Here is a 24,893-nt window from a genome sequence, read left to right as displayed (position 1 = left end):
AACCAACCTGTTTACGCCAGCATAAATACTTCAAACCTCAATGGTACATATACGGTTAATGTCAAAGGCATGGCTTCAGCACCGAGGACTGATCCATCCAAACCATACTATCCGCTGAACGGCCGGTGGAGCAGTGTTGTAAGCAGGCAGCTTACTATAGTTCAACCAGCAGGGTTTGATAACGGGACTGTCTATGGAACCCTGGGTAACATTGCAGGTGCAACAATAACTACCAACACGGGTGTTTCCACAACAACGAACGAGACCGGGTTCTATTCCTTGAATTTAGTAGCTGGTACCTATCAGTTAACGGCTAGCAAAGAACCTCAGAATTATCCCAATAGTAGCGTAAGCGTGACTGTCGTGGCACGTACTACTGTAGTTCAAAATATTATCCTGACCCTTAGGCCCACGGGAACGATAAGCGGCACGGTCACTGATGCATAAGACAGAAGTTCAGTGCTGTGGCATTTGTTAGGTTGAATTGTTCACAATTCAATTTAGCTTGGTTCTTTGATGGCTCATATTCGATCACTTCAGTACCGATAGGTGCGTATAACGGCTACAAAATAAGGATATGCCCGAATATTAGCATCGTAAATATCAACACAGAAACGATATAAAGAATATTGCGCGCAGCGTGCGATTAATTTCTACAACGCAGGCGTATTGGTGCAGCGGGGCACAAGGGTGAACCTTGAAATGCAGTGTACTACCGAAACGGAAGGTCAGGAGGCAAGGGCAATCAAGACAGGAGAATTGTTAGCCAGATCGCTTTCGCCATCAAAGAATGCTTTGTATTGGTTGGTCCGGTCACCCCGGACCATCCAATAGCAGCCTGAACTTAATTTTGAGGGCAATATACAGCATCGATTTTCCGGTTGAGAGGTAAAAGCGAATTTTTATCTCATTTAAACTGTCTCAGAATAGTATCCTGCTGTTCTTGCCTTATGCTCGTCTATAAGACTTCCCACCTCGATCAGAACGAGGGTCAGAACCAGGTATGTGAATATTATTGTACCCGGAGATTCAGGGATTCCGCCTGCGGTCGCAGTGAGGTTTGCCTTTACAGCCATCAGCCCTATCGACGTAAGGGCAATCAAAAACCCATTAATAGTCCAGTATCCAGGTGATCTAAGCTGAAGAATATGAGTTCCAAGCAGCAATGCGAAAGTAAGCCAGATCTTGGCTATCACAAAGCCATAAAAACCCTGCGTCATGAATAAAAATCCTGCGATCGGATTTACTTCGATCCCGATCCCGCTCTTATCCATCATGAATGCTGCAGTAATACCATCGCCTATGCCAAAGGCGAGGAATGCCGTAAAATATAGAACGTGCTGCAGATTAATCCTTTCTGCGGTAAAGATAGTGAGCAGCCTCATAATGTAAATAAATTCGGATACAAATCCCCTGTGGATATTCTCTGTCATACTTAGTCTCCTGAAGAATTACTTCAGGCAATCATCCTCTACACAACAGGATATTGCAGGTTGCCACAAAAATTAGCAACTTCAACATAAAATGCCCTGAAGAAACTAACATTATGAAAAATTACATTGCCTATTTTTATTAAGGAGTACTTAAAACCGCTATCGACCACGTATGGCAAAGATTCGAAGGAGGCTTATGTTCTTCTGATCCGTGATGAGAAAGCACCCGAAGCAACAGAGCCGAATCGAAACCGACAACAGAGATCTCACAGTACACGTAGAAATACAAAACAGCAACTGCAGATGCTGACACGAACGTTCCCACGGCGACTGATGCATCCGGGTTCTATTCGTTAGCCGAAACCTCAGGCATAATATGATCTTGCAGCAGGTTCGATCCTGAGGATTATGTTATTAATACCGTAACGGCTGTGTTGAGCGCATTTGTGACGCAGGATATTGAGCCGGTCAAGAGCCCGACGGGTACTCTAACAGGAATTACAAGGGTCTCAATCTTTTCTATGGTCATAATCATAAGTATATATATACATATATGTATAATTTATATATGTATAATTTATAGACGATAAATTAATATAGTAAGGTATCTATCACATTTATTTGAGCTATGCCATTATAAATATGGTTTCTATTTAAAAAAGTTGGATAGGATATTGATGTTAGCAGGCGATCGAATCAAAGTAGTTTCTACATTAAAAAGAACAATGAGTGCAGGCCTTGTATTATTATTTGCAATAATTTTGCTGAGCAATGCTGGGAGCGCAACAGTGTATACATGGAAAAATAGTAATGGTGTGTGGATCGCCCCGGGCATAACAACAAACTGGGGGAGTTGCAGCAAACATCCTGGCGCATATACAAAAACATTGCTTACTGATCAAGGCAAGTCAAATTGTTCCAATACCTTTCACGATTCTTATTCACTGGACCCTGCGGTGGATATGTTTTTCAATAATTCTTATAAGGAAAATACTTTTGTGCAGGGAAATTGGTATTCTGGGCGTTTATCCGTAAATAGGAATGGTGATGGGACTTTTACATTTAAACTGATATATGTTCTGACAGATGGAACGATAATCCCCCTCTCAGGCAGCAGCGTCATTACCGTACCCGAAGACACAGGCAACGATTACAATATATCATTAAAATCCATACATGGTACAGTTCCAGGAGGGGCAAAACTTGGATTAAGGATATCAAAGAATGGAAGTTTATCCAAAACAAGAATGAAAATTTACTTTGGAGATAAGGGAGGTTTAAAAGGTACCCAATCTGGAAATATCTCAGTGACCGAAACCCCATCAGGCGATACCATCCCACCAGCCAGCATCACAAATCTGGCAAACATGATTAACACCCTGACCTTCATCAACTGGACATGGACCGACCCCTCAGATCCTGATTTCGCTAAAGTCATGGTCTATCTGGATGGAGTATACCAGAACGATGTATTAAAAGGAGCACAGTATTACAGCGCCATTGTTGCCCCGGGAACATACACCATCGGCACAAGGACAGTTGATACTAATGGCAACCAAAATGCTACCTTGGTGACGCATACTGCAACCACGATACTTCCGACTATAAGGTTCATTAACGGCACAGTGATGGACAGCAGTAATAAAACGGGCATCGCCGGGGTGACGGTATCCACCAGCACCTGTCTTTCCACTACGACCAATGCATCAGGGTTCTATTCATTTGCCGTTTCGGCGGGCACATATGGTCTTACTGCCAGGCTCGATCCCACGTATTATACGAACAATACGATAACGGTCTCGACTTTATTGAGCGCTGTTGTGGTGCAGGATAATGAACTGGTCAAGAAGCCGACCGGGACAATAACAGGAAGTGTTACGAATGTATAATACCGAGGAATAAAAAGTGAAGAGGCAAGACGAAAGTTTTAATAGTTATCAGTTCATGGGATATTGAATATATAGGCTAGGAAAGTTGCCATGAAAATAATGAGAGATATTGCAGACAGATATAAGCGGATTGCAGCAGGGATTGCTATAATAGCATTTTTGGCTATAATATATTTTGCAATGATCCCTGGCGCGTTAGTAGCATCTGCGGGAGTCTATACTACAAGTGGTGTCGGAATAAAGGATGCACTGGTTAAGCTTGTGGATTATCCGCAGTATAATGCTACTACGGCTCCAGATGGAACTTATACAATGCCGAATGTACCGATCGGTACATATAATATAAGCGCAAGTGCGATTGGATACGCAACTAATAAAAGCCAGATAACCGTAACGGCATCTCCACCTGATACAATTAAGGATTTTACCTTGAGTCTCAATGCAAAAATGGTTGGTATCATTTGGATCAGCTCTTATACCGGGGGTACAATCACATCCACCATGGCATCTCAATTGCCAAGACCTTCTGATATTGGCACTGAATTCTCCGGCCAATACGACAGCAGAAAAGATATTGCAGGTTATTACACAGCTATCCTGGTTTCAGATGTCTATGGAACTGGTGCGAATCTGGCTATAAATTACCTATACGATAACGGAACTCCCTACAGTACAGCCAACGGTGTGGTTCCAGTGAACGGCACGTTTACTCTAGCCCCCGGGGACAGCGGATTGTTAATGGGAAGAGTTGTGATAAAATCGAACAATCCAGTAGCAGCAGAGAAACGCATCGTGAGTTTCATACCTGGCACCTGGACCTCAAGAGGCATTATGTCCACTCTGATGCCCGAAAGAGGAAGTGCTGCAACTCAGTTCTTCGGTCAGTATGACAGCAGAAAGGATACTGCAGGCTGGTACACAGCGATCCTTGTGACAGATGTCCTCGGAACAGGTGCTACTCTTACCATAAATTACTACAATGATGCTGGAACATCTTATGGCTCCCCTGTCACTGCCGTTGTTCCAGTGAATGGCACCTATGTCTTAACCCCTGGTGACAGCGGTCAATTACTTGGCAAGGTAAAGATCACATCAACTAGCCCTGTAGTAGCCGAGAAACGTATCGTCTATTTCACCCCGGGTACCTGGAACGCATATGATCTTATGTCAGATTCAATGACTAAACAGAGCGATGCCAGTAAAGAATTGATAGTTCCGATATACGATGGCAGAAAAGATACCCTTGGCTGGTACTCGGTAGTGTTAATATCAGATATTTCGGGGACAGGAGCAAATGTAAAGCTGGATTATCTATACCTCAATGGAACGCTCTATATGACAACCAACCAGCCGGTTCCGGTGAACGGAACTCTAACTATTGTTCCCGGAGACAGCGGCCTGTTATATGGCAAAATGCTGATCCATTCGGATAATCTGGTAGTTGGTGAGGAACGTATCGTCAACTTTGCTCCGGGAACATGGAATACCAGAGGCATAATGGCATTTAATCTGCTCAAGGATACAGACGCAGTAAAAGACCTTGTTGTGCCTCAGTATGATTCAAGTGGCGAATGGGATGCTGAAGTCGTAGTGTCAGCCGTAAATGGAGCATCATCACCATTGTTGAATTACTTCAATGGGGCCGGTGCACTGGATCACAAGGAATATTATGATATCCCCGTGAACGGGTCATATGCATTCTATCCAGGCGATGTTACGATGGGAAGATTAGAGGTAGGGAAAGTAACTGTTAATGGATAAGATTTAGGACTTGTGAAGAGTTGGAGTTGGAGCTTTTAGACCAACTCTTTACACTTGTTTATTCCTTTCATATCATTGTCGGAAATTTCTGTTTTGAGCCGATTGAACTCTTCTTTCTAAGATATGCAGATATGATACATTACTTTGACAGTATTAATTGTTTCATCTTTAGATCTCTGTGAGGCGAGTATCAATTTTATGTTTATTGTGTATAAGTTTGACCATTGGTTCTGAAAAAGCTGAACGAGATAATTTCCGGACTCTACAGGTACTATATGATAGAAAAGATTAATTACTGATTAAATAAAGAGAATAAACAATAAGAATTTTAATTTTATACTATGAATATTCCTAGAATTCAAATCCGAGCAAATTCAAAGCTATTCAAGCCTATATTAAAAATTCGAGCTATCTTGAAAATATGTAGACCGGCTGAAATAGTTTTCGATTTAACCGATGTTTGCCATCTACGTTGTATACACTGTTACCGAACTTTTGAGAATCAGATGCGCAAAACATTCTTATCAATAGAGGTTTTTAAACAGATTCCAGAAAGTTATTATAACTACGCCCGCCAAATAGATTTATCTGGAGGAGGTGAGTCAATTTTACATCCAAATTGGGATGAGATACTTGAATTTACGGCGGATAATGGTAAGCGATTGGTTACATTCAATACAAGTCTCTCGCGTGTTAAAGATTACCAATTAAAGCGTTTTGTAGAGTTGGGATGCGGAGTAGCTGTTTCTCTTGAAGGAGCCCGAAAAGAAACATATGAATCCATCAGAGTTGGGGCAAAGTATGAAACAGTTTTCGGAAATCTAAGACGAATCATGGATTATCAACGAGAAATTCAAAATCCTCGTTTCCATCTAATAATTTTATGGACATTATATAAACAAAATTTAGAGGAACTTAATGAGTTTGTAACTATGGCGTCAGAAATAGGTATTGAAGATATTTTTGTATATCCTCTGATACCACACCACAAAGAATTAATGGAGATGTGCTGTAATCCACAAAGTCTAGAAGTTGAGAAATATTTATTACAAGCACTCGAAACTGCTACAAGAAATCAAATAGATTTAAATATAGAAGACATTTTCATTCAGACTGAAAGGCTAAAAAGTTCTGTCCAACTAAATAAAAAACTTCCATTAACTAGATTCAATATTGTCAGAAATTGGCATCATCAACCCGACTCAGCTTGGTGCAGTTTACCTTTCACCCAATTAAAAATTGATCAAAGCGGTAATATACATACATGTGCATTATCGAGTAGGATTTATGGTAACGTTTTCGTAACTCCGGTAGATAAAATATGGAACAACCAAGAATTTTCACAATTAAGAAGTGAAGTTATTCTTGATAGACCGTCCCGATTCTGCACTGAATGTAGTTCTGGTGCAGCATGTTGTCCACGAATTAAATATTTGTTCAGAAAAAGATAAAAAAACCCATAATCTCCAATTCAATTGAGGTGGCTTTTATTCTTTATTTACATAATTCTTCATAAATTCTTTTTACCTTATTACCGATGATGTCCCAAGTGTATCTATTTACTGTTTTTCCATAGCCTTTTTCTCCCATATTATTCCTCAGTTTTTCATCTGACAAAAGGATACTAATTTTCTCTGCCAAATCATTTTCATCACATAGAAATCCATCTACTCCATCCTCTATTAAAGTGGACACGGGGCCACAATATTTATTTCCAATAACAGGCTTTTTACGCATCCAGGCTTCGCAATATACTATACCAAAGCTTTCTGACTCAGACATCATTGAAAATATATCGCATGCATCATATGCATCTAAAATCATTTTTCTGTCTACCTTACCCAAATATAAAACGTTTTTTGATGGGATAGGCATTTTATCTTCATCTGGTCCTATAATTACCAGGCGGCATCTTTTACCTTGACTGTTCAGCTTGTCTATTGCCCTGATAAGAAGATCATATCTTTTGGGATAGCTTTTCCTGCCTACAAAAAGAATGATTGGTGTGTTATTTAATTTGAATTTCTCTTTAAACCTTTTCCCGGAGATTTCTGGATTTGAAAATTCATTGAGATCCACACCTCCGCCTATTACTTCACACGGAACATCCAGCGGGTCATAGACATTGGTTTTTGTGTATTCAGAAAGCGCAAGGATCATATCCACGTTTTTGATTGCATCATAGTAGTGCCCCCAGTGATAAAAGCTATCATCAGGATGGAACAAAGGTAGCAGCACAGTAGGTATGCCATGTTTTTTACCAATATATGCACCATAGTTTAGGGTGTTGAAAGGCATCATCTGGCTGAGTATTATATCATATTTTTTTGCATTTTTATTTAGGCTATAAAGCAGTGAAGGCGAAAGAGGACCACGTAATCCCATAAATAGATAATTATAGATTTGAGGTCGTTTCAAAGCTTTATGTTTATATAGTTCCAAAAATGATTTACTGTTTTTCCTCAGAACTTTTACATAATCCTTGGTAAGATCGATCGATTTTTCAATCCCATCGGAAACATAACCGATGTCATTAATGGCAATACCCAATCGTCGCGAATCCGTCAGAGGATGCCACGATGCATTCAATGAAATTTTACCTACTATTATACCTTCCTCATCTATATCGAACTCAAATCGTTTCCACTCCTTCGAAGTACTAAAACCGTCAATAAATTTTCCATTTATTAAAAAATTTCCTTTTATAGATCTGGGACAATAAGCATTGAAAAAAATCTTTGAAATATTTCTGTCATTCACGAGAAAGTTAGCATATCTTTTTGTCCAGCGCATTTTGAAGAAATTATAATTTTCTAAGGAGTACCATCCCGTTCCAAGGCAGCTTTTTTCATTAATTATTATTTCTTTGATTTTGATATTTAATTCTTCTCTATCCAATTGTCTTTGGATTAAATAGTCAAATCCAATTGCTATCAATTTTGGGATAGAATAAGTATTATGTCGATATACTTCGATACCGTCGTGAATGCTTTGTGCTTTTTTGATCTTATTATCCCAATGAACTCCAGACCTTGAAATTGGTGTAATAGAGACCGTTTTGGTAGTAAATACATCCACATGAATCCCTGATTCCACTAATTTTTTAGAAATCATATACATTAGGTATTCTGCGCCGCCTACTATTTTCTCGCCAAAACGAAAGGTTAAATGCAAAGCATTCATATAAAACAAGATAGTTGCTTATTTATTATATATTTGGTGATATTTGATGAGTCGGAAGAAAATTTTGGTATTGAGTTTTTTCCCGGCTTTTTTTCCTCCCGGAAGCGGCGGAGAGCTCCGATTATACAATATATGTAGAAACTTAGCGAAATATTATGATATAACTATATTAAGTTTTACTTATCCAAATCCCGACAGAAAACTCGAAGTATACAAATTATTTAATAATGTTATTGAAATTCGAATTCCTAAAAGCAAGTTACATGACATACTGCACTATATTTTTTATAAATTTGGACATGTGCCTGAATGCTCTGGTGCGGTAGTTTCAATCGCTTCCAACTTTGATTCAAATTATAAAAAATTATTTAATCAAGTGATTAAAGGGTCACATATTTTAATTTCAACACATCCATATCTTTATAAGAAAGTCAAAGATAAAATGGTTATTTATGAATCTTACAATATGGAATATTATTTACAAAAGAAAGCATTTGGAAACTCAATAATCGCAAAAATTTTATCGTGGTACGTTTATTATATCGAAGAACATGCATGTACAAGTAGTGATATGATTTTTGCAGTATCTGATGACGATATAAATGATTTTCACAACGTTTATAAAATATCATTAAATAAAATCTTTTTAGCTCCAAATGGCGTAGACTTAGCAGAAATAAAAATACTAAAAGATTTTGAAAAATATGAGTACAAGAAAAAGTTAGGCTTAAACAATGCTAAAGCGTTACTTTTTTTTGGCAGTGCTCATCCACCGAATATTGATGCTGCAAAATCAATTATTGATAATTTTGCTCCTTTGTTACCAGAATATACATTTTTAATCGCTGGAAAAGTATCAGATTTTATTACGTCCCATGTGCCAAATAATGTGAGAATATATGGTGTAGTCGATGATGAAACGAAAAAATTATTGTTCAATGCATCAGATGCTGCCTTGAATCCTATGACGTTTGGTTCTGGTACAAATTTGAAAATGTTAGATTACATGGCAGCGGGACTTCCTGTAATAACAACTCCTACAGGAGCAAGAGGATTAGATATTGTTGATAATTATCATGCTATTGTTTGTGATATAGATAAATTCGAAAAAAATATAGTATTACTATTTAAAGATGAAATCATTTATAAAAAATTAAAAGAAAAAGGAAGAAAATTAGTCGAAGAAAAATATGAATGGCAGAAGATTGCGAATAAAATGCATACAAATATAGAGACATATTATGAAAAAAAAAATTCTCGTTTTGAATGATTTTCCCATATATCCGCCACGCTTTGGAGGTCAATTTAGAATTTATTATATTTACAAGAATCTGTCCCAAAGGTTCGATATCACATACATTTGCTTTGCAAAGAATGAATTCGTTGAAGTGGAATTAGGGCAGAATTTTTGGGAAATTCGAATTCCTAAAAGCAAAATTCATTCCAGTGTGAATTTATTGTTAGGAAAAATCTTTGGGATATCAGTAGATGATATAATTGCAATGTTTTTTTGTAATTATAACAAAAAATTAAATAATATAGTCAGAGATCGTTTATCAGACTGTAGTATTGTTGTTGCTTCTCATCCATACTTATATACATTAATAAAAAAACATGCACCGAATAAATTTCTGATATATGAAGCCCACAATGTCGAGTATTTATTAAAAAAAGCTATATTGGGAAAAGGATTTTTTAAAAGATTTCTATATACTAATGTAAAAAGGGTTGAGGACGAATTAGTAAGGAAATCTGATTTGGTTTTTGCAATGTCTGCTGATGAAATTAATAAATTTAAAGAAATATATCATGTAGACGAATCAAAAATATATATATCCCCAAATGGTGTTGATCTTCCATCATTTAGAACACTTTATAAAAACAGTAAATTAATTAAAAATAAAATTATAAATAAACCTTTAGCACTTTTTATGGGTAGTGGTCATCCACCTAATTCAGAAGCTGCCAAAAAAATCATAATCGAATTAGCTCCAAAAATGAAAGAAATATATTTTTTAATTTGTGGAGGGGTTTGTGGCACTTTTAAAAATAAAGATATCGATAAAAATGTAGGCATGACCTTTGAAGTAAGCGATGAGGAGAAATTCGAGATATATCGTATTTCAGATATCGCTTTAAATCCAATGGTAAGTGGGTCAGGCACCAATATAAAAATGCTAGAATATATGGCTGCTGGGTTACCTATCATTACAACTCCAATTGGTGCAAGAGGTTTGGACATTAAGAATTACAGGGATGCCATAATTTGTGAAGTATCAGAATTTCCAGAAAGTATACGAGAAGTTCTTGAAAATATTGAGCTTTACAATAAACTTAGCTTGAATGGTCAAAAGTTAGTTAAAAATAAATATGATTGGAATAAAATAGCCGAAAATATGGCAAATACAATAGAGACCGAAATAAGCAAGAAAAGGCATCACTTTTTCCCAATTACTGCATAATCTTGGTAACCATATAACAGGGAATTCAATTTATCAATATTTTGGTTCATTACCTCTAATCGCATCTTTTCTTCGATATTCATGTTTTCAGTGCTCTTAAGCTTGGCTAATTTAATGGTTTCATGAAACGATGATAAGAATATAAACTGAATTTCTCTAAAACCTACAGATTCAAGTAAGAACTTGATCGTTTCTGGATGAATTGGCTTAACATGGGATAAGTCCATGCAAAAACTTGAAGCAAATACAGATAAACACATGGGGTTTATAGTCTCAGCGATGAAATACGAACCATATTGCATTTTATCGTAGGTTAATTTTATGAGAGAGATCAAATCTGCCGGTTGGAGGTGTTCCACGACCTGAGCTGAAAATATGCCATCAAGTGATTTATCGCTAAGTGATGTAAGATAGCTCAGGGCATTATTTTGACTTACTTCAAGACCATTCTTCTGGCAGTACAGCACCATATCTTCATTCATATCGATACCCCTGGCGCCTATGCCGTTCTCTTTCAGCAACGACAGGAACTCACCCCTCCCGCATCCTATATCAAGGACGTTCTTGCAGTTTTTGAAATATTCGAGATAGACCGATTGACGCTTCCTGATATCCTCGGTGCTGCCGCGGAATTTTTCCTCGAACAGGAAGTAGTTCATCACGTCGTCAGTCGGCGCGCCGGGCAATTGTGTTAGGTCAATGTCTTTACTGAGGGCAGCCATAGCCTCATTGATCTTACTATCAGTCCCTTTCCTGATATCAGCCACAGCTTCGTTTATCTTATTATCAAGACCTTTGAGCGCCCCGGCAACATGAGCATTGAATTCTATCTGTTTCCCATTGATCAAATCCACATATCTTCTCATTTCGGAATTTATCAACCGCCTTCCCCAGACAAGGGGTTTGCCAATGATCTTTCGGTGGGAACTTATAACATATTCAGCATTTATATCCCAGTTGGAGTCGACATAATTGAGATCAGACTTGAGATCGCGACACCTGGCGCCTGCGAGAGGTGGTTGCAGAGGTTCGTTGATCATCGCTTCCAGTTCTTTTGTATATGCGCCGCTTTCTTTTCTTTTTTTAATATTCTCCCTTATCTGGCGCATGATATCCTCGACGTCAATGTCGCCGTCCTTTATCTCAATAGTATCCATTTTTGCGGTTCACCTTGGTTTCAGCCGCTCCACATCAGCCTTGACCATCATCTTCACAAGTTCCTTGAACTTGACCCTGGGTTCCCAGCCGAGGACGCGCTTTGCCTTTGAATAATCGCCCACCAGGTACTCTACTTCAGCGGGCCTGAAAAACTTTTGATCCACTTTAACGTACTTTTCCCAGTGAAGTCCGACCTCAGAAAAAGCAAGCTCAACGAACTCTTTCACAGAATGGGCTTCTCCTGTAGCGACAACATAATCCTCGGGCGTTTCCTGCTGCAGCATGAACCACATTGCTTCAACGTAATCCCCTGCATATCCCCAGTCACGCATCGCATCTAGATTTCCCAGGTGAAGCTCCCTGGATAACCCATGGTATATTTTAGCTACGCCATCTGTGACCTTGCGGGTAACGAACTCTAATCCCCGGCGCGGAGATTCGTGGTTAAACAGTATCCCATTCGTTACATGCATGTTGTAGCTTTCCCTGTAATTGATGCACATCCAGTAAGCATAGACTTTAGCGCATCCGTAGGGGCTGCGGGGGTAGAATTTCGTGTTCTCGTTCTGCGGCATCTCTTGCACCTTCCCGAACATTTCGCTTGAAGAAGCCTGGTACACTCTTGCGTCTTTAGAGAAATGGCGTACGGCCTCCAGTAATCGGACAGCGCCTATGCCCGTGACGTCGCCCGTGAGCACGGGCTGGTTCCAGGAAGTGCCCACGAAGGATTGGGCAGCAAGGTTGTACACTTCGTCCGGTTTGATGTCCATCATTGCGCCATTGAGGGAAGACTGGTCGGTCAGGTCTCCTTCCACAAGATTAATTTTGTCAGAAATATGCTCGATCCTTGATATGTTGGGGGTGCTCAGGCGCCTCACAAGTCCATGAACATCGTATCCTTTCTCAAGCAACAATTCTGCCAGGTAAGAGCCGTCCTGTCCCGTGATTCCCGTAATGAGTGCTGATTTTGTCATGCTTCATGTCCTTTTTTTATATTGTAAACAGCTTTCTATTTATAAATTATTGCATTTTTTATTATTCTGTCCATATCTTCTGTATTGCTATACCCAATTCACGGGTATCGCCATTTTTTATTGTATCATTTGGAACCCATGTTTTGTCAATTTTAATTGTAACCTCGGAAATATTTCCATATAATCGTGGTAATTTAAATTTCATTGTTGGGCTGCGGTTGGTATTCAGCCTGATGCCAGCCTTTCCCGAGGACTCCTGTGTCATTAACCCCCACATTGACATTATTTGTAACTGTAGCCAAATTTACATCATCTTTATGGACGGGTAAATGATCAATATCTTCTATACCAGTATCTTGAATTTCCCATACAGCTCTCTTTAATCCAATTTCAGGAAATAATTCTATAAATCTTTTTATTTTGCGTGTAAGAGATCTCTTATATTTTTTAACAGCTAATGGTGCAAATGAATAAAATTTTTCCACATCCGTCTCCTTAAGATGTTCTGTTCTGAGAATACATTTTCTAAAATCATATTTTGTAAAATCCGTTATCAGCAGGTATCCGCGGCTTTTTGCGGTCTCATAGAATTCGCTCCCAGGGTATGGCGTTGCAATTGCGAAACCGTAATAATCAGGATCAATTTTCTTTGCAAATTCAATAGCATCTTTAATGGTTTCGGGGGTTTCATCGATATTCCCTATCATAAATGAGCCGTATGTTTTTATTCCTGCCTTCCGTGTTAGTTTGAATGCCCTTTCTATTTCTTCCAGAGTTGTGCCTTTCCGTGTGATGTTCAGTATTTTCTGGTTCCCGCTTTCTACTCCATAGAATATCATCCAGAACCCTGCTTTTTTAGCTAAATTCAGTAGATCCACATCGACATGGTTTTTATTTACTCTGAAAGGCGTTTTAAAAATAATTTTATCATTCAAACCTCTGTCTATAATTCCATTGCATATTTTTTCGAACCATTCTCCATTTAGATTGAAAGTATCATCCTGAAAAAAGATCTCTTTAATACCAAAATCTTTATATAGATGTTCTACTTCACTCAATATTGATTCGGGGCTTCTAAATCTAACCTTTTTTCCCCATACAGGATTACTGCAAAAGGTGCATTTAAAAGGGCACCCCCGTGAAGCCATCACCTGTATTGAGGGTCTGGCACCCGTAGGAAAAGGACCTCGGTATCGTTCAATCGGTTGGACCAGCTCAATTGCAGGTAGCGGTAGCGTATCCAGATCTTCTATGAATTTCCTCGGAGCTGTCATTTTTATGATGCCATCATCTCGATAACAGATGCCGTCTACTTCGCCAAGATTTCCCCCATTTTCGATTCTCTTGGCCAGTTCAAGCATCGTGAATTCACCTTCGCCCATAACCGATACGTCAATCGATCCGCAGGCTTCAAGCACCTCTTTTTCAACTATCGTTGGATGGGGGCCGCCCACGACAACTATTATCTCTGGATTGACATCTTTAACAGCCTTTGCAGTTTCAAAAGTGGATTTTGTCTGGAACGTGTTCATCGTTATCCCGACGATTTGAGGCCGCTCGATTCTGAGTTTTTCTTTGATGTCTTCCAGTGATAGGTCATCGATATCAGCATCGATGATTGAAACATTGTATTTATTTTCCAACAAGATCGATGAGATATAAAGCAAACCCATGGGAGGATATACCGTGAAGAGGCCGCCCAGATATCGGGTATTCGGGTTTATGAACACTATTTTAATACTATTTTCCTCCGTCTTCTTCCCACTCATAATTGATGTAATACGTGCCTATGTCCTCTGTCCCGTTAATTACGTTGAAGGTATAGGTCTTATCATGGAAATCTAAATATTTGTATATCTTGTGAGGTACCTTTTCGGCAAGTGCTACCTGTATGAAATACCGCCCGTTCAAAAAAGGGATCTGCTTTAAATGCAGGGATATCCTGACCTCTCCAATTTTTTTCTTGATAGTATATGGATTGGTATAACTGCTCGTTCCGTAACAATGGTTCCCCTTTTCATCAAATATCCCGATACCCACAAGAGGTTCCTTCAGCTCAATATAGGAGTAATATGTGATCTCAATTGTCAGGGGATCTCCTGATTTAAATGTTTTACTCGGCTTGCCGTTCTTATCTATGAATCTTGCGCCCCGTATTTCTGCTATCTTTTCTTTCAGTCCGGTTAAGTCTTCTTTCCAGGGTTCAACTCCATCAGCTTTCTTGATTTCAAAGTCTCCAACACTGTATACATATTTATCGATTATCTCATTTGTCTCCCCAAATGCTATTTGCTCACCGTGTTTTAAAAGCAGAGCCCTGCCGCAGAATCTCCTTATGGAATTCAGGTCATGCGACACGAACACGATGGTTTTCCGCTCTTTAATATACTGCTGGAAAACATCCATGCACTTCTGCTGGAACTCCATATCCCCAACCGCCAGCACCTCGTCCATAAGCAGTATCTCTGGATCGGTCTGGACCGCGGTCGCGAAAGCGAGCCTGACCTGCATGCCAGAGGAAAGGTTCTTCAATTTTGCGTCCTGGAATTGCTTGAGCTCTGAGAACTCAAGTATCTCTGCGAGCCTGGCATCGATCTCCCGGTCGGATAAACCCATGATCGCGCCGTATATGTATATATTTTCTTTTGCAGTAAGGTCGGGCTGGAATCCCACGCCCAGTTCAAGGAATGGGGTGATCTTGCCGTTAATTTCGACTGACCCGCTGCTCGGGCGAAGGATGTTGGCGATGATCTTGAGGAGCGTGCTCTTTCCGCTGCCGTTCTCCCCTATGATGCCCACGGCTTCACCTTTCTTTACCGTGAAATTAATGTTCCGCAGCGCTATGAAGTCCTCGTATCCTTTGCGGCCTTTGAGAATACCGGTAAGTGATTCAAAAAGGGTATTTCTCTTTTCATGGGGGAGCCTGAACACCTTGGAGAGCTCGGAGACGATTATCGCGTCCTCAGTCGTCATAGCTCCTCCGCGAACCTGGATTCAAGCTTCAAGAAAATAAAATAGCCAAGGGCAAGTATAAAAATAGCCGATGCTACGACGAACATCGCATCCCCGGGAGCCGGCCATGTTGAATATATCACACTTCCCCTCAGCATATCGATAATGCTTGTCATGGGATTCAGCTTGATGATCAATGCATATTTCTCAGGAATCACGGAAAGGGGGTATATGATCGGGGCCGCAAAGAACCCTGCCTGCAGGATAACCGCCCATATATATTGGATGTCGCGATAAAATACGTTCAGTGCGGCAAGGCCGAAGGATAGACCCAGGACGAGCAGGAATTCAACAAAAAGAATGGCAGGGAAGTAAATCAATGTTGTACCCGGGATAACTGCGAAAACTGCCATGAATATCCCGAACACGATGAATTCCAGTAAAGTCATCAAAAGCGCGGTGATGCTTGAGCTGATCACCAGCACTTCTCGCGGGAAATACACCTTTTTCACAAGGCTCGGCTTGCCCAGGATGCTGTTCAGGCTCATGGTTGTTCCTCTGCTTAGCATGTTCCAGGAAATAATGCCCATCAGCAGGAAAAGCTGGTAGTGCTCTATCGTGACCCTCATGAAGTTCGTGAAGACCACGTAGAGAACGAGCAGCATCAGCAATGGCTCAAGCAGCGACCAGAAAAACCCCAGGACTGAATTCTTGTACCTGAGTTTGAAATCACTTATAGCGATTTTTTTGATGAGATGTCTGTAGTTCCAGATATTGGTAGTAAATGTCAATTTGTGTATCCTTGGGAAATAACATAGCTAAATTGGCTCTTCCAAAACTTCAATATATCTGCGTTCATCATGCCCTGCGGGTTCTGCATCGAAACCTGACGGTTCCGGACTCCCACACAACACCTATGCCTTGCGGGTATCGCGCAGCGATATCCATGTATGGCGGAGCCATAAGTCAAGGGTTGCGGCCCATGAGGACGCGTCCACGTATGCCGTACGCTGGCATACGTGTGCACGGCGTCAACTGACGTGACATTTGACGTCCTCCAGAGGCGCGGGAGGTCCGTGACTCTGGACCTTTATCTGCGGTTTTAGCTTTATAATTTGATACTTTATTATTCCTTAACACCTTCGTTCAATTTCCTGGAAATGAGCTTTTCAAAATTATTGACCATGCTATCCATAGAAAATTTCTCTATAACAGGACGCGGATCTACTTTTGTATCCAGTGCACTGGCGATGAGTTCTGCGAAATGATTCTCATTTTTTGCCAGGTATCCGGAAAAATTGGTCTCCGGATGGCTGCAGTTATTATAAGTTATTGCGGGCCTTCCCAGCATTTGTGATTCGATCACCGGGAGGTCCTGTCCTTCCCAGAGAGATGCATTTACATACGCTCTGCAGGTATAAATATAATCATACACGTTTTCCACATAGCCCATCATTTTTATTTTTTTATTTTTTGATAAGCAGAGGAGTTCCTCATAATAATCTGGATCCGGCTGTATCCCGATCGTATAGAGATAGACATCAGGGTGATCCTTTGAAAAAGCATCGAATATTTTAAAGAGGGTGTGGATATTTTTATATCTCATATGCCTCCCCACGTACAGGATAAAGTTACCATCGATCTTTCTTTGCGGTCCTGGAACGTTCAGCCCGTAGGGGAGAACATGCACCTCTCCTTTATACTTATATCTTCGAATGAGTTCTCGTTTCAAATATTCCGAAATTGAAAATACTATATCTACTCTTTTCAATGAGAGAGAATTCAAAAGGTGACTCTTTAGCCAAAACAGTCTTTCCCTCAGACCATTCATTAAATAAAAATCAGGCAATCCAGCATCATGCATCACATGGAAAAATTTCGTTCTGGAAGCAATGAAATTTGAAGGGACAAAATGAGACGACAAAACATCGAGATCCATTTTATTCAATATTTTGTGGGCACCGGGGATTTTTGAATTATCCTGGTTTATTTGTAAGAAGGGAACGTCTGTTTCGAAATTGTTCCTTGATGCTATCAGCGTTACATTATTCCTTTTTGAAAGCCCCTCTGCAAACCTGACCACCGCAGAGTCGATTCCATTGCCTTTATCCAGATGATACGTTATGATCCCGATATTCAGCGATTCCATGTTTCTATGCAATATTTTTTTGAAATGACTGCATAATAGCAGACATCCTTTTAATAAATTCATTCGTATCAAACTCTTTTGCCCTGTTTTTGCAATCCGTTTGATACTTTTCCGGGCTTTTTGAAACTATTTTAACAGCATTAATGATGGCTTTCTCATCAGCAGCAACAAGTATCCCGGTTGAACCATCGATCACCGTCTCAAGATAACCGCCCTCATTGACAGCAACAGTAGCTTTTCCCGAGGCCATCGCTTCTACAGGGGTCATTCCGAAATCTTCATCGATTGCGGTGGTGATGTGCCCTCTGCAGGTCGCATATAAATCGATCAATTCCTTTTCGGTGACGCTCCCCAGTAATTCCACATTCGGCGGCAGGTCCCTGATTATCCAGGATGCGTATTTCGATGCATGGTCTCCTTTAGCATAACCTCCAACGATAACCAGTTTCTCGTCGGTCATTTGCCTGAATGCATTGATCTGCAATTCGATGCGTTTTTCAGGGTAGAGCCTGTTAACAGAAAGCCAGAAATCTCCATACTTTTCGAATCTGTATTTTGATATATCAATGGCAGGATACACAACCATCGAATCCCGCCCATAATACTTCTTGATCCTTTTCTGGACATTTTTCGATATTGCGATGACATGTTCAATATGACCTGCAAAACGCCTGCTCATCGGTTCGTGAAGAGCTATCCATAGCATGAAGAATGGCCTTGCGATGAAAGATAATCTTCCCATAAAATCATCATGCAGGTCATAAAAAATCCTGGTTGGAGTAAAACAATACCACATATTGGGTTTATGCTTCCGGGCGGCGAAATGCGCCCAATTGCCCGAAAAGATGAAGAAATCATACCTGTCCGAAAAATCGCACAATGCAAACCGCAACGATGCATGGATCTGCTTGATCGGGGCAAGCTGGATCATCCTTCCGACGCTTATGATATTTACGTCCTCAAATCCCATCTTCCTGACGGAATCCCCATCCACGTCCGTGGTTATCACATCAGCATCAAGCCCCCGGGCAAGTGTCAGGATCAGCTTCTCCCCGCCCCCGATCGCTCCTATATAGTCGTGGAAGATGGCGATTTTCATTTGTTATCGGGAACTGTTTTTTGCAGATATTTCTCTATCTGGGTCTCGAATCCGGCGAACTTTGGATCGAACCCTTTTATAATTCTCATAGCATTTTGTATTTCAAATTTTTCAGAAGATAGCATTTTAAATAAATAGGGGGATTCTGCTTAATAAATCTTCCCGGACGGGGGCAAGTCAGGCACCTCCGCCGAAGGCGGCGGGTCTGGGGCTTGCGCAGTTTCAAATGAAAGATGTGGATATGACTCATCTCTCCGCCAAGATTTTATATCCATTCAGGATATCATTCTCCGAAACGGGTACAGAACGGCTTGAATTACCATATATTAATTCATAGCTTTTTAATAATCTGGTCTCATAGGGGTCATCAATCGAATATGGGACTGTAAATTCAAAATCCCCTTTTTCATCCGCTTTCACCTGTTGAGCATACTCGAACATCCGCCTCTGATTGGTAATAATAGTCCCCGAAAGGGACACAGTCTCCTTAGGTGACACCTTCCCGGCTATCTTTGCCCCTTTCACATATTCAAATATCTTGATATTCCTTGCAGGCTTGCCGAAGATGTCATAATGCGTCTCATTCGATTCATATACCATCCTGTAATTCTCAAGCCCACTGCCGTCGAATACATGCAGTCTTGCATACATGGTGTGGAAGTAATTCTCATTGGGCAGGTTGCTCTGGTCAAAATACATTGCAAGGTCCTTATCCGCACCATGTCATTATGCCATACTGCCCTCCAGCGGGTGTATTCTCCTTCAGCCACAGCAAAGGATCATACCAGTCATCCGATGGCTTGGGCGGGACCTGGGAAAGATCATACGCCACAGCCATATTCGGGATAAAAAGGAAGAGGAGGAAAATAACATAATACGGTCTTAGAGAAAGGGATTTGATCCTGTCTATGAAATATCCGGAAAGTATCGCGATATTTATCGCAAGCGTATAGCTAAAGCGCCTCTGGTATAGAGCAAGGGCCAGGACTATCAGGGTCCAGACAATAAAAAATATTTGCGCCTTATCCATCCCGTTCCGATGGGAGTAGAATAACCATGCGAACCCTATAATTCCTGCATAAAAGCTGAAAGTGAATGAATACCACACCGGGTTGCTTAATATTTGCCATCCAAGGAACGTGCCCTCAAAAGTATAGAAGAGAGGCTGGGCTTCAATTATCTGCTTCAACACGGGCGCGTCCGTGATCAGATATCCAATGCCGTGCGTCAGGCTTTCATAAAAGGATGGGATGACCAAATCCATGAGCAAAAAGAACATCATCACGGCCATGAAAAGGGGGGAAAAATACCATTTCCGGTAACAATGAAACCGATTAAGACAATTAGATTCAAGAAGGTGTGGTCATGAGAAATCAGAATATTTTGAATTTTTTTTTAATCTCTGCAAAGCACTGGAGCTATACATTAACTACTATTTAAGCATTACAAAAAGAATTATTTTTATAATAAATAGACTGATGCTGGTCAGGAATACCAGGCAATAATGGCCCGATGCAATTTTTCCCATGTTAATTCATGACCCAGGATTTTCCCGGACTAAGATGGGACTTTCTGTGTGCATCTTTACAAAAAGATCTGATACATCCATTTCAATGTATTCTCTAAAGTTGGCAGGATACTATAGTTTTGTGTTGGTGACACGTAGGTCATGCTGACAACCCAGTAATAAAAAAGCAATAACAGGGAAGCTTCAACAAGGGACAGTGCAATAAAGAAAGTTACCCAGGAATCCAATGCGGGAAGGGATTTCTTTTTGGAAAATAAAAGATATGCGGATACTGGGATCAAAAGGGCGGCAGAAGTGATCAGCGATACATAGTAGTAACTATCCATGAAAGGCGAAGGAAATAATTCAATGAAAACGATTAACATCAGTGGCAATGATATAGCATACATCCGGCCTATATTTTTAAAGTTAGTTTCGATCAGCTCCCGGACTTTATCGGTCCTGAGGGCAAAATAAAGAAGGATGATATACCCCACCAGAAGGTACCTGTATTCAAGAACTATGGGAGTATCCGTAATTATTGAAATTAGAGAATTTATATTAAATAAAATATATAATATGGAATACGCGCCAAATAGCAGAATAGTATACAACCCAAAAATACTATCCATTGTATTCAATTTAACTCTATTCTTAATCCTTTCTATCACAAAGGCAATGGCCAGCACCAGAAAGGGACTTATTAATAAAATACCAAATGTATTTCCTACCTTGAGAAATAGGACATCCGACAAAACCCTCAGCCAATTTCCACTTATGTCCGGATTCCATGTAAATCCAAGTTTATCTAAAAGCGCAAATTGATTGGCACTTGCCGGACTTTCGTTGAGTGAAATAAAATCGTTTGCGTTGGCCATTGTCATCTGGGTGCTGGCCAGAGGGGTAACTTCAATGATCGAGAAAGGATTTCCAAGAATAAATTGATTGAAACTAAAAAAAGGGATCAGAGATATCAAAATTATGAATGAGATCGTAACGGCATATTTAAAGGTCCGTTTAAAAAAAACGAAGTCCATTATCAGAAGAGATGCCAGTAACACTGCACCATCCAGAATTCGTGTCCAGACGCAAAGTCCTGCCGATAAATATGCAGCGTACATGAATCTATTATCCTTTTTTTCAGAATATCGGTAAAAAAGGATGAAGGTCAGCAAAGTGAGAAGAACAGCCAGATTGTGATGTTTCAACGTGATGGCATAAAAAGGAACCGGTGTTGCAACTAATACAAAAAAAGAGGCAAAAAGAGCAATTTTATTGTTGAAAAGTTCCCTGAATAAAAGATAAACGATCAGGACCAGAAAAGATGTGATAAGGATATTGGTGAATTCGATCGAGAGGACTTCCCCCCATTTCGGGAAGTAAATGGGCTTAAAGATATACAGATTGGCAGATATCAGGACGAAATACGCCATTATTCCGCTCGCATACTTGTGGTTTTTCGCAATAAGATAAACAATGGATCCGCCGCTCAAAGCCCAAAGCTGCAATATGAAAAGATGCGCACCATAGATCGAGTTGACTGCTTTTAGAAAATAGTATGCAGGGAGAGATAAGATCATAAGCGAATAGCTAAATTTCCCGTAGAGGCTGCCCCCTACTGATATGAAAACTCCTTTTGTCACATTTATTTTGGCGATTTTCAGGGCTATAGAGCCATGGATCAAATTATAAAACTGGTCCAGTATCACCCCTTCATCCGAAAAAAGTAATCGTGTGCTCGCAAAAGTGATAAGTATGAACAAGGAGCTTAAAAATACCAGTAAGGGGATTTTGTTGGAAGCGAGCAGATCGGTGATTCTATTGGGGAGTTTCTTGAACATATCTGATAAGGGTTGCCTGATTTTATTATCCTTGATGTCCTTAATGGTATTGCAGTAGATCATCATAAATGCAAGTCAGCCGCTCGACTATCCTGTCCCAATCGTATTCCTGCACTCTCGCCATGGCAGAGGCAGCCATTCTTTCATGTAGCATGGGGTCTTTGATCAACCTGGCAACAGCCTCACTGATCTCCCTTGCATCAAGGTCCACCACAAAACCAGTACCGTCATCGACAAGCGAAGATGCAGCGTTCTTCTCACCTTTCACCGTAACAACGGGTACTCCGCATGCAAAGGCCTCAAGTACTGCCATCCCGAATCCTTCGCGGCTGGAGGGTAGCGCCAATACCCCGGAGGACTTTATCCTGGCGATTAACTCATCATACTCCATGAACCCGAAGAATTTCACATTATCAAGGAGCCCGAGCTTCGCTGCAAGTCCTGTAAGCCTCTCTTTCTCAGGTCCCCCGCCAATAACGTGGCACTGCACGTGCGGCAGTGTTATCCTCAGATGATCCACTGCTTCAAGCATCAAATCCACATTCTTCTCCCTGATAAGCCGCCCCACAAATATCAGATCACATTTATCAGGAGAAGGCATGATTTCTTTTATCCTTTTCAGGTCGATGCCGTTCGGCACGATATGGATTTTTCTCCCTCTCACTCCAAGCGACTCAAGCCCCTTTCCGGTCAATGCCGATACAGCGATAGGTCTGGCAGCCAATTTTGCAACCATATTCTCAACAAGCTTCCCGAAAAAACCCCCGGGTCCGAGGTATTCATACCAATATTCCCCCCAGACCTCATGCCAGGTTACAGTCATGGGAGTTCTCCTGGCAAAGGACACAAGCTTTGCAGAAAAGCATGGAAAATACGGGAAGGCGCTCACATCGATCACATCGAATTTCTCCATGATAAGGTGTGGCAAGAGTTTCAGGGAGAAGATCAATGCCTCTGAAATATCCCGCCTGCCATTAACGTATAATTCCATCGGGCTGCATACCCCGTGCAGCATCATGTTCTCGTACCTGATAACAGAAGGGCCCTGCCACCATTTTATCCCGAAGACATGGACTTCATTCCCCCGCTTGGCGCATCGTTTGCCTATCTCGAATATCCTTTTTTCCGCCCCTCCTTTCACCCATGGGTAGACAGCATCATATACAAAGGCGATCTTCATTGGTTTTCCTTATTATCCAGCAAAAAAATACTGATTATGAGCGCGGAAAAGATTATCTGGATGCCAAGGGCCGCGAGCACCATGGATATGACCGCGTTCCCCACTTCCGAAAGCGAGCCGTAACCTGAAGATATCCATTTGAAAAGAACACTTGAACCGGAAACCATGCCCCCGAAGAACAAGATTATACCGATAAATAGCCCTACCTCAAGAGAATGGTAGTCCAGGAGCATTGCGGTCAGACCCGTCCTGTCTATTTTGTTATGAATTATCCCATAGACTTTCAAATAGGTGCCCGTGGCTATCATCTGGGTACCGATAATTGCAAGCATGCTTCCCAGGATGAATGAATGCAAACTTGTTGTTTCTACGTTCCCGCGCAATTCCAGAGTGAATGTCATAAAGCCGCCGAGTAGAAATAGGAGCGAGCCCGGGATGGAAAGAAATGGTGTCGGATTGTAAAGCATCATGAACCGCAGATGCCGCCATCCGTCACCCCACGAGTGAAGCTTGGAAGGTGTCTTCCTCGGATAATAATTGATAGGCACCTCGGTTATCCGAAGTTTTTTCCGCGCGGCTTCAATTATCATCTCGCTTGCGAATTCCATCCCCTCGCTCTTTAGATCCAGCTTTTCCAGCGCATCTTTTGTAATTGCCCTCATACCGCAATGGGCATCGCTCAATTGTGTCTTGAAGAGCATGTTCAGGACTCTTGTAAGTACGGGATTGCCTATGTACCTGTGAAGCCAGGGCATGGAGTTCTTTTTGATCTCTCCCTTCAATCTGTTCCCCATTACGAAATCCGCTTCGCCGGATAGGAGTGGTTTCAGGAACTTAGCCATTTCCATCAGGTCATAAGTATCATCGGCATCCGCTAACAGAAAATATTTACCCCTTGCGTGCCTGAAACCCACCAAAAATGCATTCCCATACCCTTTATTAGCGGGAGTTACGACTCTGGCACCCGATTTTTTCGCGATCTCACCGGAATTATCTGTGGAATTGTCCGATACTATTATTTCTCCTTCCAGTCCCTCCTGCTTCAGGCTTGACCATGCTTTCCGGATGCAGGTTCCTATGGTCATCTCCTCGTTCATACAGGGGATTATGATGGATACAAGGGGCGGGTTCATTGTGATAAGCATAACCTTCAGGCTTAAAATATCTTTTCTTTATCTACTCACTAAGTATATGTTAACACTTAAAATTCTGGTTAAGCCCTCTGTTAGAGCCCTGGCAGCCTGAACCGATAATTACATTAATAATAAGTCATAAAATGATAATAGCAGGATGAGTAATCCAGGA

General features: G+C 40.9%; 22 protein-coding genes. 6 read left to right on the top strand and 16 right to left on the bottom strand.

Going from position 1 to position 24,893, the window contains the following annotated elements; all coding sequences use genetic code 11:
- The coding region (locus tag O8C65_04330) for a hypothetical protein (protein ID MCZ7356137.1) at positions 1-447 on the top strand (447 nt) is incomplete at its 5' end.
- A 464-nt stretch (positions 448-911) separates the two neighbouring features.
- Here O8C65_04330 and O8C65_04325 read toward each other — a convergent pair.
- Both O8C65_04325 and O8C65_04320 read right to left on the bottom strand, forming a co-directional pair.
- Positions 912-1,433, bottom strand: coding sequence for a hypothetical protein (locus O8C65_04325; protein ID MCZ7356136.1), 522 nt, complete (start codon positions 1,431-1,433; stop codon positions 912-914).
- 406 nt (positions 1,434-1,839) lie between these two features.
- On the bottom strand, positions 1,840-1,962 hold the full coding sequence (locus O8C65_04320; protein MCZ7356135.1) for a hypothetical protein: 123 nt from the start codon (positions 1,960-1,962) through the stop codon (positions 1,840-1,842).
- 148 nt (positions 1,963-2,110) lie between these two features.
- Here O8C65_04320 and O8C65_04315 point away from each other — a divergent pair, with 148 nt between their 5' ends.
- The 3 genes from O8C65_04315 to O8C65_04305 all read left to right on the top strand — a co-directional run bounded on the left by O8C65_04315 (position 2,111) and on the right by O8C65_04305 (position 6,534).
- Positions 2,111-3,322 (top strand): hypothetical protein, encoded by a 1,212-nt coding sequence (locus O8C65_04315; GenBank protein MCZ7356134.1) that lies wholly within the window; start codon positions 2,111-2,113, stop codon positions 3,320-3,322.
- A 90-nt stretch (positions 3,323-3,412) separates the two neighbouring features.
- Positions 3,413-5,083 (top strand): carboxypeptidase-like regulatory domain-containing protein, encoded by a 1,671-nt coding sequence (locus O8C65_04310; GenBank protein ID MCZ7356133.1) that lies wholly within the window; start codon positions 3,413-3,415, stop codon positions 5,081-5,083.
- A gap of 341 nt (positions 5,084-5,424) precedes the next feature.
- Positions 5,425-6,534, top strand: a complete 1,110-nt coding sequence (locus O8C65_04305; GenBank protein ID MCZ7356132.1) for a radical SAM protein — start codon at positions 5,425-5,427, stop codon at positions 6,532-6,534.
- 43 nt (positions 6,535-6,577) lie between these two features.
- On the opposite strand, the gene O8C65_04300 is transcribed toward O8C65_04305, so the two are convergent.
- A complete protein-coding gene (locus tag O8C65_04300; GenBank protein MCZ7356131.1) occupies positions 6,578-8,266 on the bottom strand; it encodes a glycosyltransferase family 4 protein in 1,689 nt (562 codons plus the stop codon).
- Between the two features lie 46 nt (positions 8,267-8,312).
- Between O8C65_04300 and O8C65_04295 the strand changes: the two genes are divergently transcribed.
- Both O8C65_04295 and O8C65_04290 read left to right on the top strand, forming a co-directional pair.
- The gene (locus tag O8C65_04295) at positions 8,313-9,536 is read left to right on the top strand and encodes a glycosyltransferase family 4 protein (protein ID MCZ7356130.1); all 1,224 of its coding nucleotides are present in this window, start codon (positions 8,313-8,315) and stop codon (positions 9,534-9,536) included.
- Entirely contained in the window at positions 9,508-10,728 is a 1,221-nt protein-coding gene (locus O8C65_04290) for a glycosyltransferase family 4 protein (protein MCZ7356129.1), read from the top strand. Before O8C65_04295 ends, O8C65_04290 begins: the two co-directional genes overlap by 29 nt.
- Here O8C65_04290 and O8C65_04285 read toward each other — a convergent pair.
- From O8C65_04285 to O8C65_04225, 13 genes are all read right to left on the bottom strand, one after another.
- The gene (locus O8C65_04285; GenBank protein ID MCZ7356128.1) at positions 10,704-11,885 is read right to left on the bottom strand and encodes a class I SAM-dependent methyltransferase; all 1,182 of its coding nucleotides are present in this window, start codon (positions 11,883-11,885) and stop codon (positions 10,704-10,706) included. The two genes, O8C65_04290 and O8C65_04285, sit on opposite strands and share 25 nt — an antisense overlap.
- Positions 11,886-11,894: 9 nt before the next feature.
- Positions 11,895-12,860: a GDP-mannose 4,6-dehydratase gene (gene gmd, locus O8C65_04280; protein ID MCZ7356127.1), complete on the bottom strand. Its 966-nt coding sequence runs from the start codon at positions 12,858-12,860 to the stop codon at positions 11,895-11,897.
- A 61-nt stretch (positions 12,861-12,921) separates the two neighbouring features.
- Positions 12,922-13,065, bottom strand: coding sequence for a hypothetical protein (locus tag O8C65_04275; GenBank protein ID MCZ7356126.1), 144 nt, complete (start codon positions 13,063-13,065; stop codon positions 12,922-12,924).
- Positions 13,055-14,629 carry a radical SAM protein gene (locus O8C65_04270; protein MCZ7356125.1) on the bottom strand — a complete coding sequence of 525 codons (1,575 nt, stop codon included), beginning with the start codon at positions 14,627-14,629 and terminating at the stop codon, positions 13,055-13,057. The genes O8C65_04275 and O8C65_04270 overlap by 11 nt, the downstream gene beginning before the upstream one ends.
- Complete coding sequence (locus tag O8C65_04265) at positions 14,601-15,833, bottom strand: ABC transporter ATP-binding protein (GenBank protein ID MCZ7356124.1); 1,233 nt, start codon at positions 15,831-15,833, stop codon at positions 14,601-14,603. The genes O8C65_04270 and O8C65_04265 overlap by 29 nt, the downstream gene beginning before the upstream one ends.
- Positions 15,830-16,603, bottom strand: coding sequence for an ABC transporter permease (locus tag O8C65_04260; GenBank protein MCZ7356123.1), 774 nt, complete (start codon positions 16,601-16,603; stop codon positions 15,830-15,832). The genes O8C65_04265 and O8C65_04260 overlap by 4 nt, the downstream gene beginning before the upstream one ends.
- 335 nt (positions 16,604-16,938) lie before the next feature.
- Positions 16,939-17,961 carry a glycosyltransferase family 4 protein gene (locus tag O8C65_04255; GenBank protein MCZ7356122.1) on the bottom strand — a complete coding sequence of 341 codons (1,023 nt, stop codon included), beginning with the start codon at positions 17,959-17,961 and terminating at the stop codon, positions 16,939-16,941.
- Positions 17,962-17,965: 4 nt separating this feature from the next.
- Positions 17,966-19,060, bottom strand: coding sequence for a glycosyltransferase (locus O8C65_04250; protein MCZ7356121.1), 1,095 nt, complete (start codon positions 19,058-19,060; stop codon positions 17,966-17,968).
- 246 nt (positions 19,061-19,306) lie between these two features.
- On the bottom strand, positions 19,307-19,759 hold the full coding sequence (locus O8C65_04245; GenBank protein ID MCZ7356120.1) for a hypothetical protein: 453 nt from the start codon (positions 19,757-19,759) through the stop codon (positions 19,307-19,309).
- Between the two features lie 10 nt (positions 19,760-19,769).
- Positions 19,770-20,351, bottom strand: a complete 582-nt coding sequence (locus O8C65_04240) for a hypothetical protein (protein ID MCZ7356119.1) — start codon at positions 20,349-20,351, stop codon at positions 19,770-19,772.
- Between the two features lie 293 nt (positions 20,352-20,644).
- The gene (locus O8C65_04235; protein MCZ7356118.1) at positions 20,645-22,408 is read right to left on the bottom strand and encodes a glycosyltransferase family 39 protein; all 1,764 of its coding nucleotides are present in this window, start codon (positions 22,406-22,408) and stop codon (positions 20,645-20,647) included.
- Positions 22,409-22,448: 40 nt separating this feature from the next.
- Positions 22,449-23,588, bottom strand: coding sequence for a glycosyltransferase family 4 protein (locus O8C65_04230; GenBank protein ID MCZ7356117.1), 1,140 nt, complete (start codon positions 23,586-23,588; stop codon positions 22,449-22,451).
- A complete protein-coding gene (locus O8C65_04225) occupies positions 23,585-24,721 on the bottom strand; it encodes a glycosyltransferase (protein MCZ7356116.1) in 1,137 nt (378 codons plus the stop codon). The genes O8C65_04230 and O8C65_04225 overlap by 4 nt, the downstream gene beginning before the upstream one ends.
- Positions 24,722-24,893 lie beyond the last annotated feature (172 nt).

The organism is Candidatus Methanoperedens sp., assembly GCA_027460535.1.
Classification (GTDB): Archaea; Halobacteriota; Methanosarcinia; order Methanosarcinales; family Methanoperedenaceae; genus Methanoperedens.
Note: the sequence above shows the minus strand (reverse complement) of the source record. Positions and strands in the feature narration are given on the sequence as shown.

Coding starts and splice junctions, on each gene's coding strand:
- O8C65_04325 (MCZ7356136.1), bottom strand. CDS start 1,433: ATGACAGAGAATATCCACAGGGGATTTGTATCCGAATTTATTTACATT.
- O8C65_04320 (MCZ7356135.1), bottom strand. CDS start 1,962: ATGACCATAGAAAAGATTGAGACCCTTGTAATTCCTGTTAGAGTACCC.
- O8C65_04315 (MCZ7356134.1), top strand. CDS start 2,111: ATGTTAGCAGGCGATCGAATCAAAGTAGTTTCTACATTAAAAAGAACA.
- O8C65_04310 (MCZ7356133.1), top strand. CDS start 3,413: ATGAAAATAATGAGAGATATTGCAGACAGATATAAGCGGATTGCAGCA.
- O8C65_04305 (MCZ7356132.1), top strand. CDS start 5,425: ATGAATATTCCTAGAATTCAAATCCGAGCAAATTCAAAGCTATTCAAG.
- O8C65_04300 (MCZ7356131.1), bottom strand. CDS start 8,266: ATGAATGCTTTGCATTTAACCTTTCGTTTTGGCGAGAAAATAGTAGGC.
- O8C65_04295 (MCZ7356130.1), top strand. CDS start 8,313: ATGAGTCGGAAGAAAATTTTGGTATTGAGTTTTTTCCCGGCTTTTTTT.
- O8C65_04290 (MCZ7356129.1), top strand. CDS start 9,508: ATGAAAAAAAAAATTCTCGTTTTGAATGATTTTCCCATATATCCGCCA.
- O8C65_04285 (MCZ7356128.1), bottom strand. CDS start 11,885: ATGGATACTATTGAGATAAAGGACGGCGACATTGACGTCGAGGATATC.
- gmd (MCZ7356127.1), bottom strand. CDS start 12,860: ATGACAAAATCAGCACTCATTACGGGAATCACGGGACAGGACGGCTCT.
- O8C65_04275 (MCZ7356126.1), bottom strand. CDS start 13,065: ATGAAATTTAAATTACCACGATTATATGGAAATATTTCCGAGGTTACA.
- O8C65_04270 (MCZ7356125.1), bottom strand. CDS start 14,629: ATGAGTGGGAAGAAGACGGAGGAAAATAGTATTAAAATAGTGTTCATA.
- O8C65_04265 (MCZ7356124.1), bottom strand. CDS start 15,833: ATGACGACTGAGGACGCGATAATCGTCTCCGAGCTCTCCAAGGTGTTC.
- O8C65_04255 (MCZ7356122.1), bottom strand. CDS start 17,961: ATGGAATCGCTGAATATCGGGATCATAACGTATCATCTGGATAAAGGC.
- O8C65_04250 (MCZ7356121.1), bottom strand. CDS start 19,060: ATGAAAATCGCCATCTTCCACGACTATATAGGAGCGATCGGGGGCGGG.
- O8C65_04245 (MCZ7356120.1), bottom strand. CDS start 19,759: ATGTATTTTGACCAGAGCAACCTGCCCAATGAGAATTACTTCCACACC.
- O8C65_04240 (MCZ7356119.1), bottom strand. CDS start 20,351: ATGGCCGTGATGATGTTCTTTTTGCTCATGGATTTGGTCATCCCATCC.
- O8C65_04235 (MCZ7356118.1), bottom strand. CDS start 22,408: ATGTTCAAGAAACTCCCCAATAGAATCACCGATCTGCTCGCTTCCAAC.
- O8C65_04230 (MCZ7356117.1), bottom strand. CDS start 23,588: ATGAAGATCGCCTTTGTATATGATGCTGTCTACCCATGGGTGAAAGGA.
- O8C65_04225 (MCZ7356116.1), bottom strand. CDS start 24,721: ATGAACCCGCCCCTTGTATCCATCATAATCCCCTGTATGAACGAGGAG.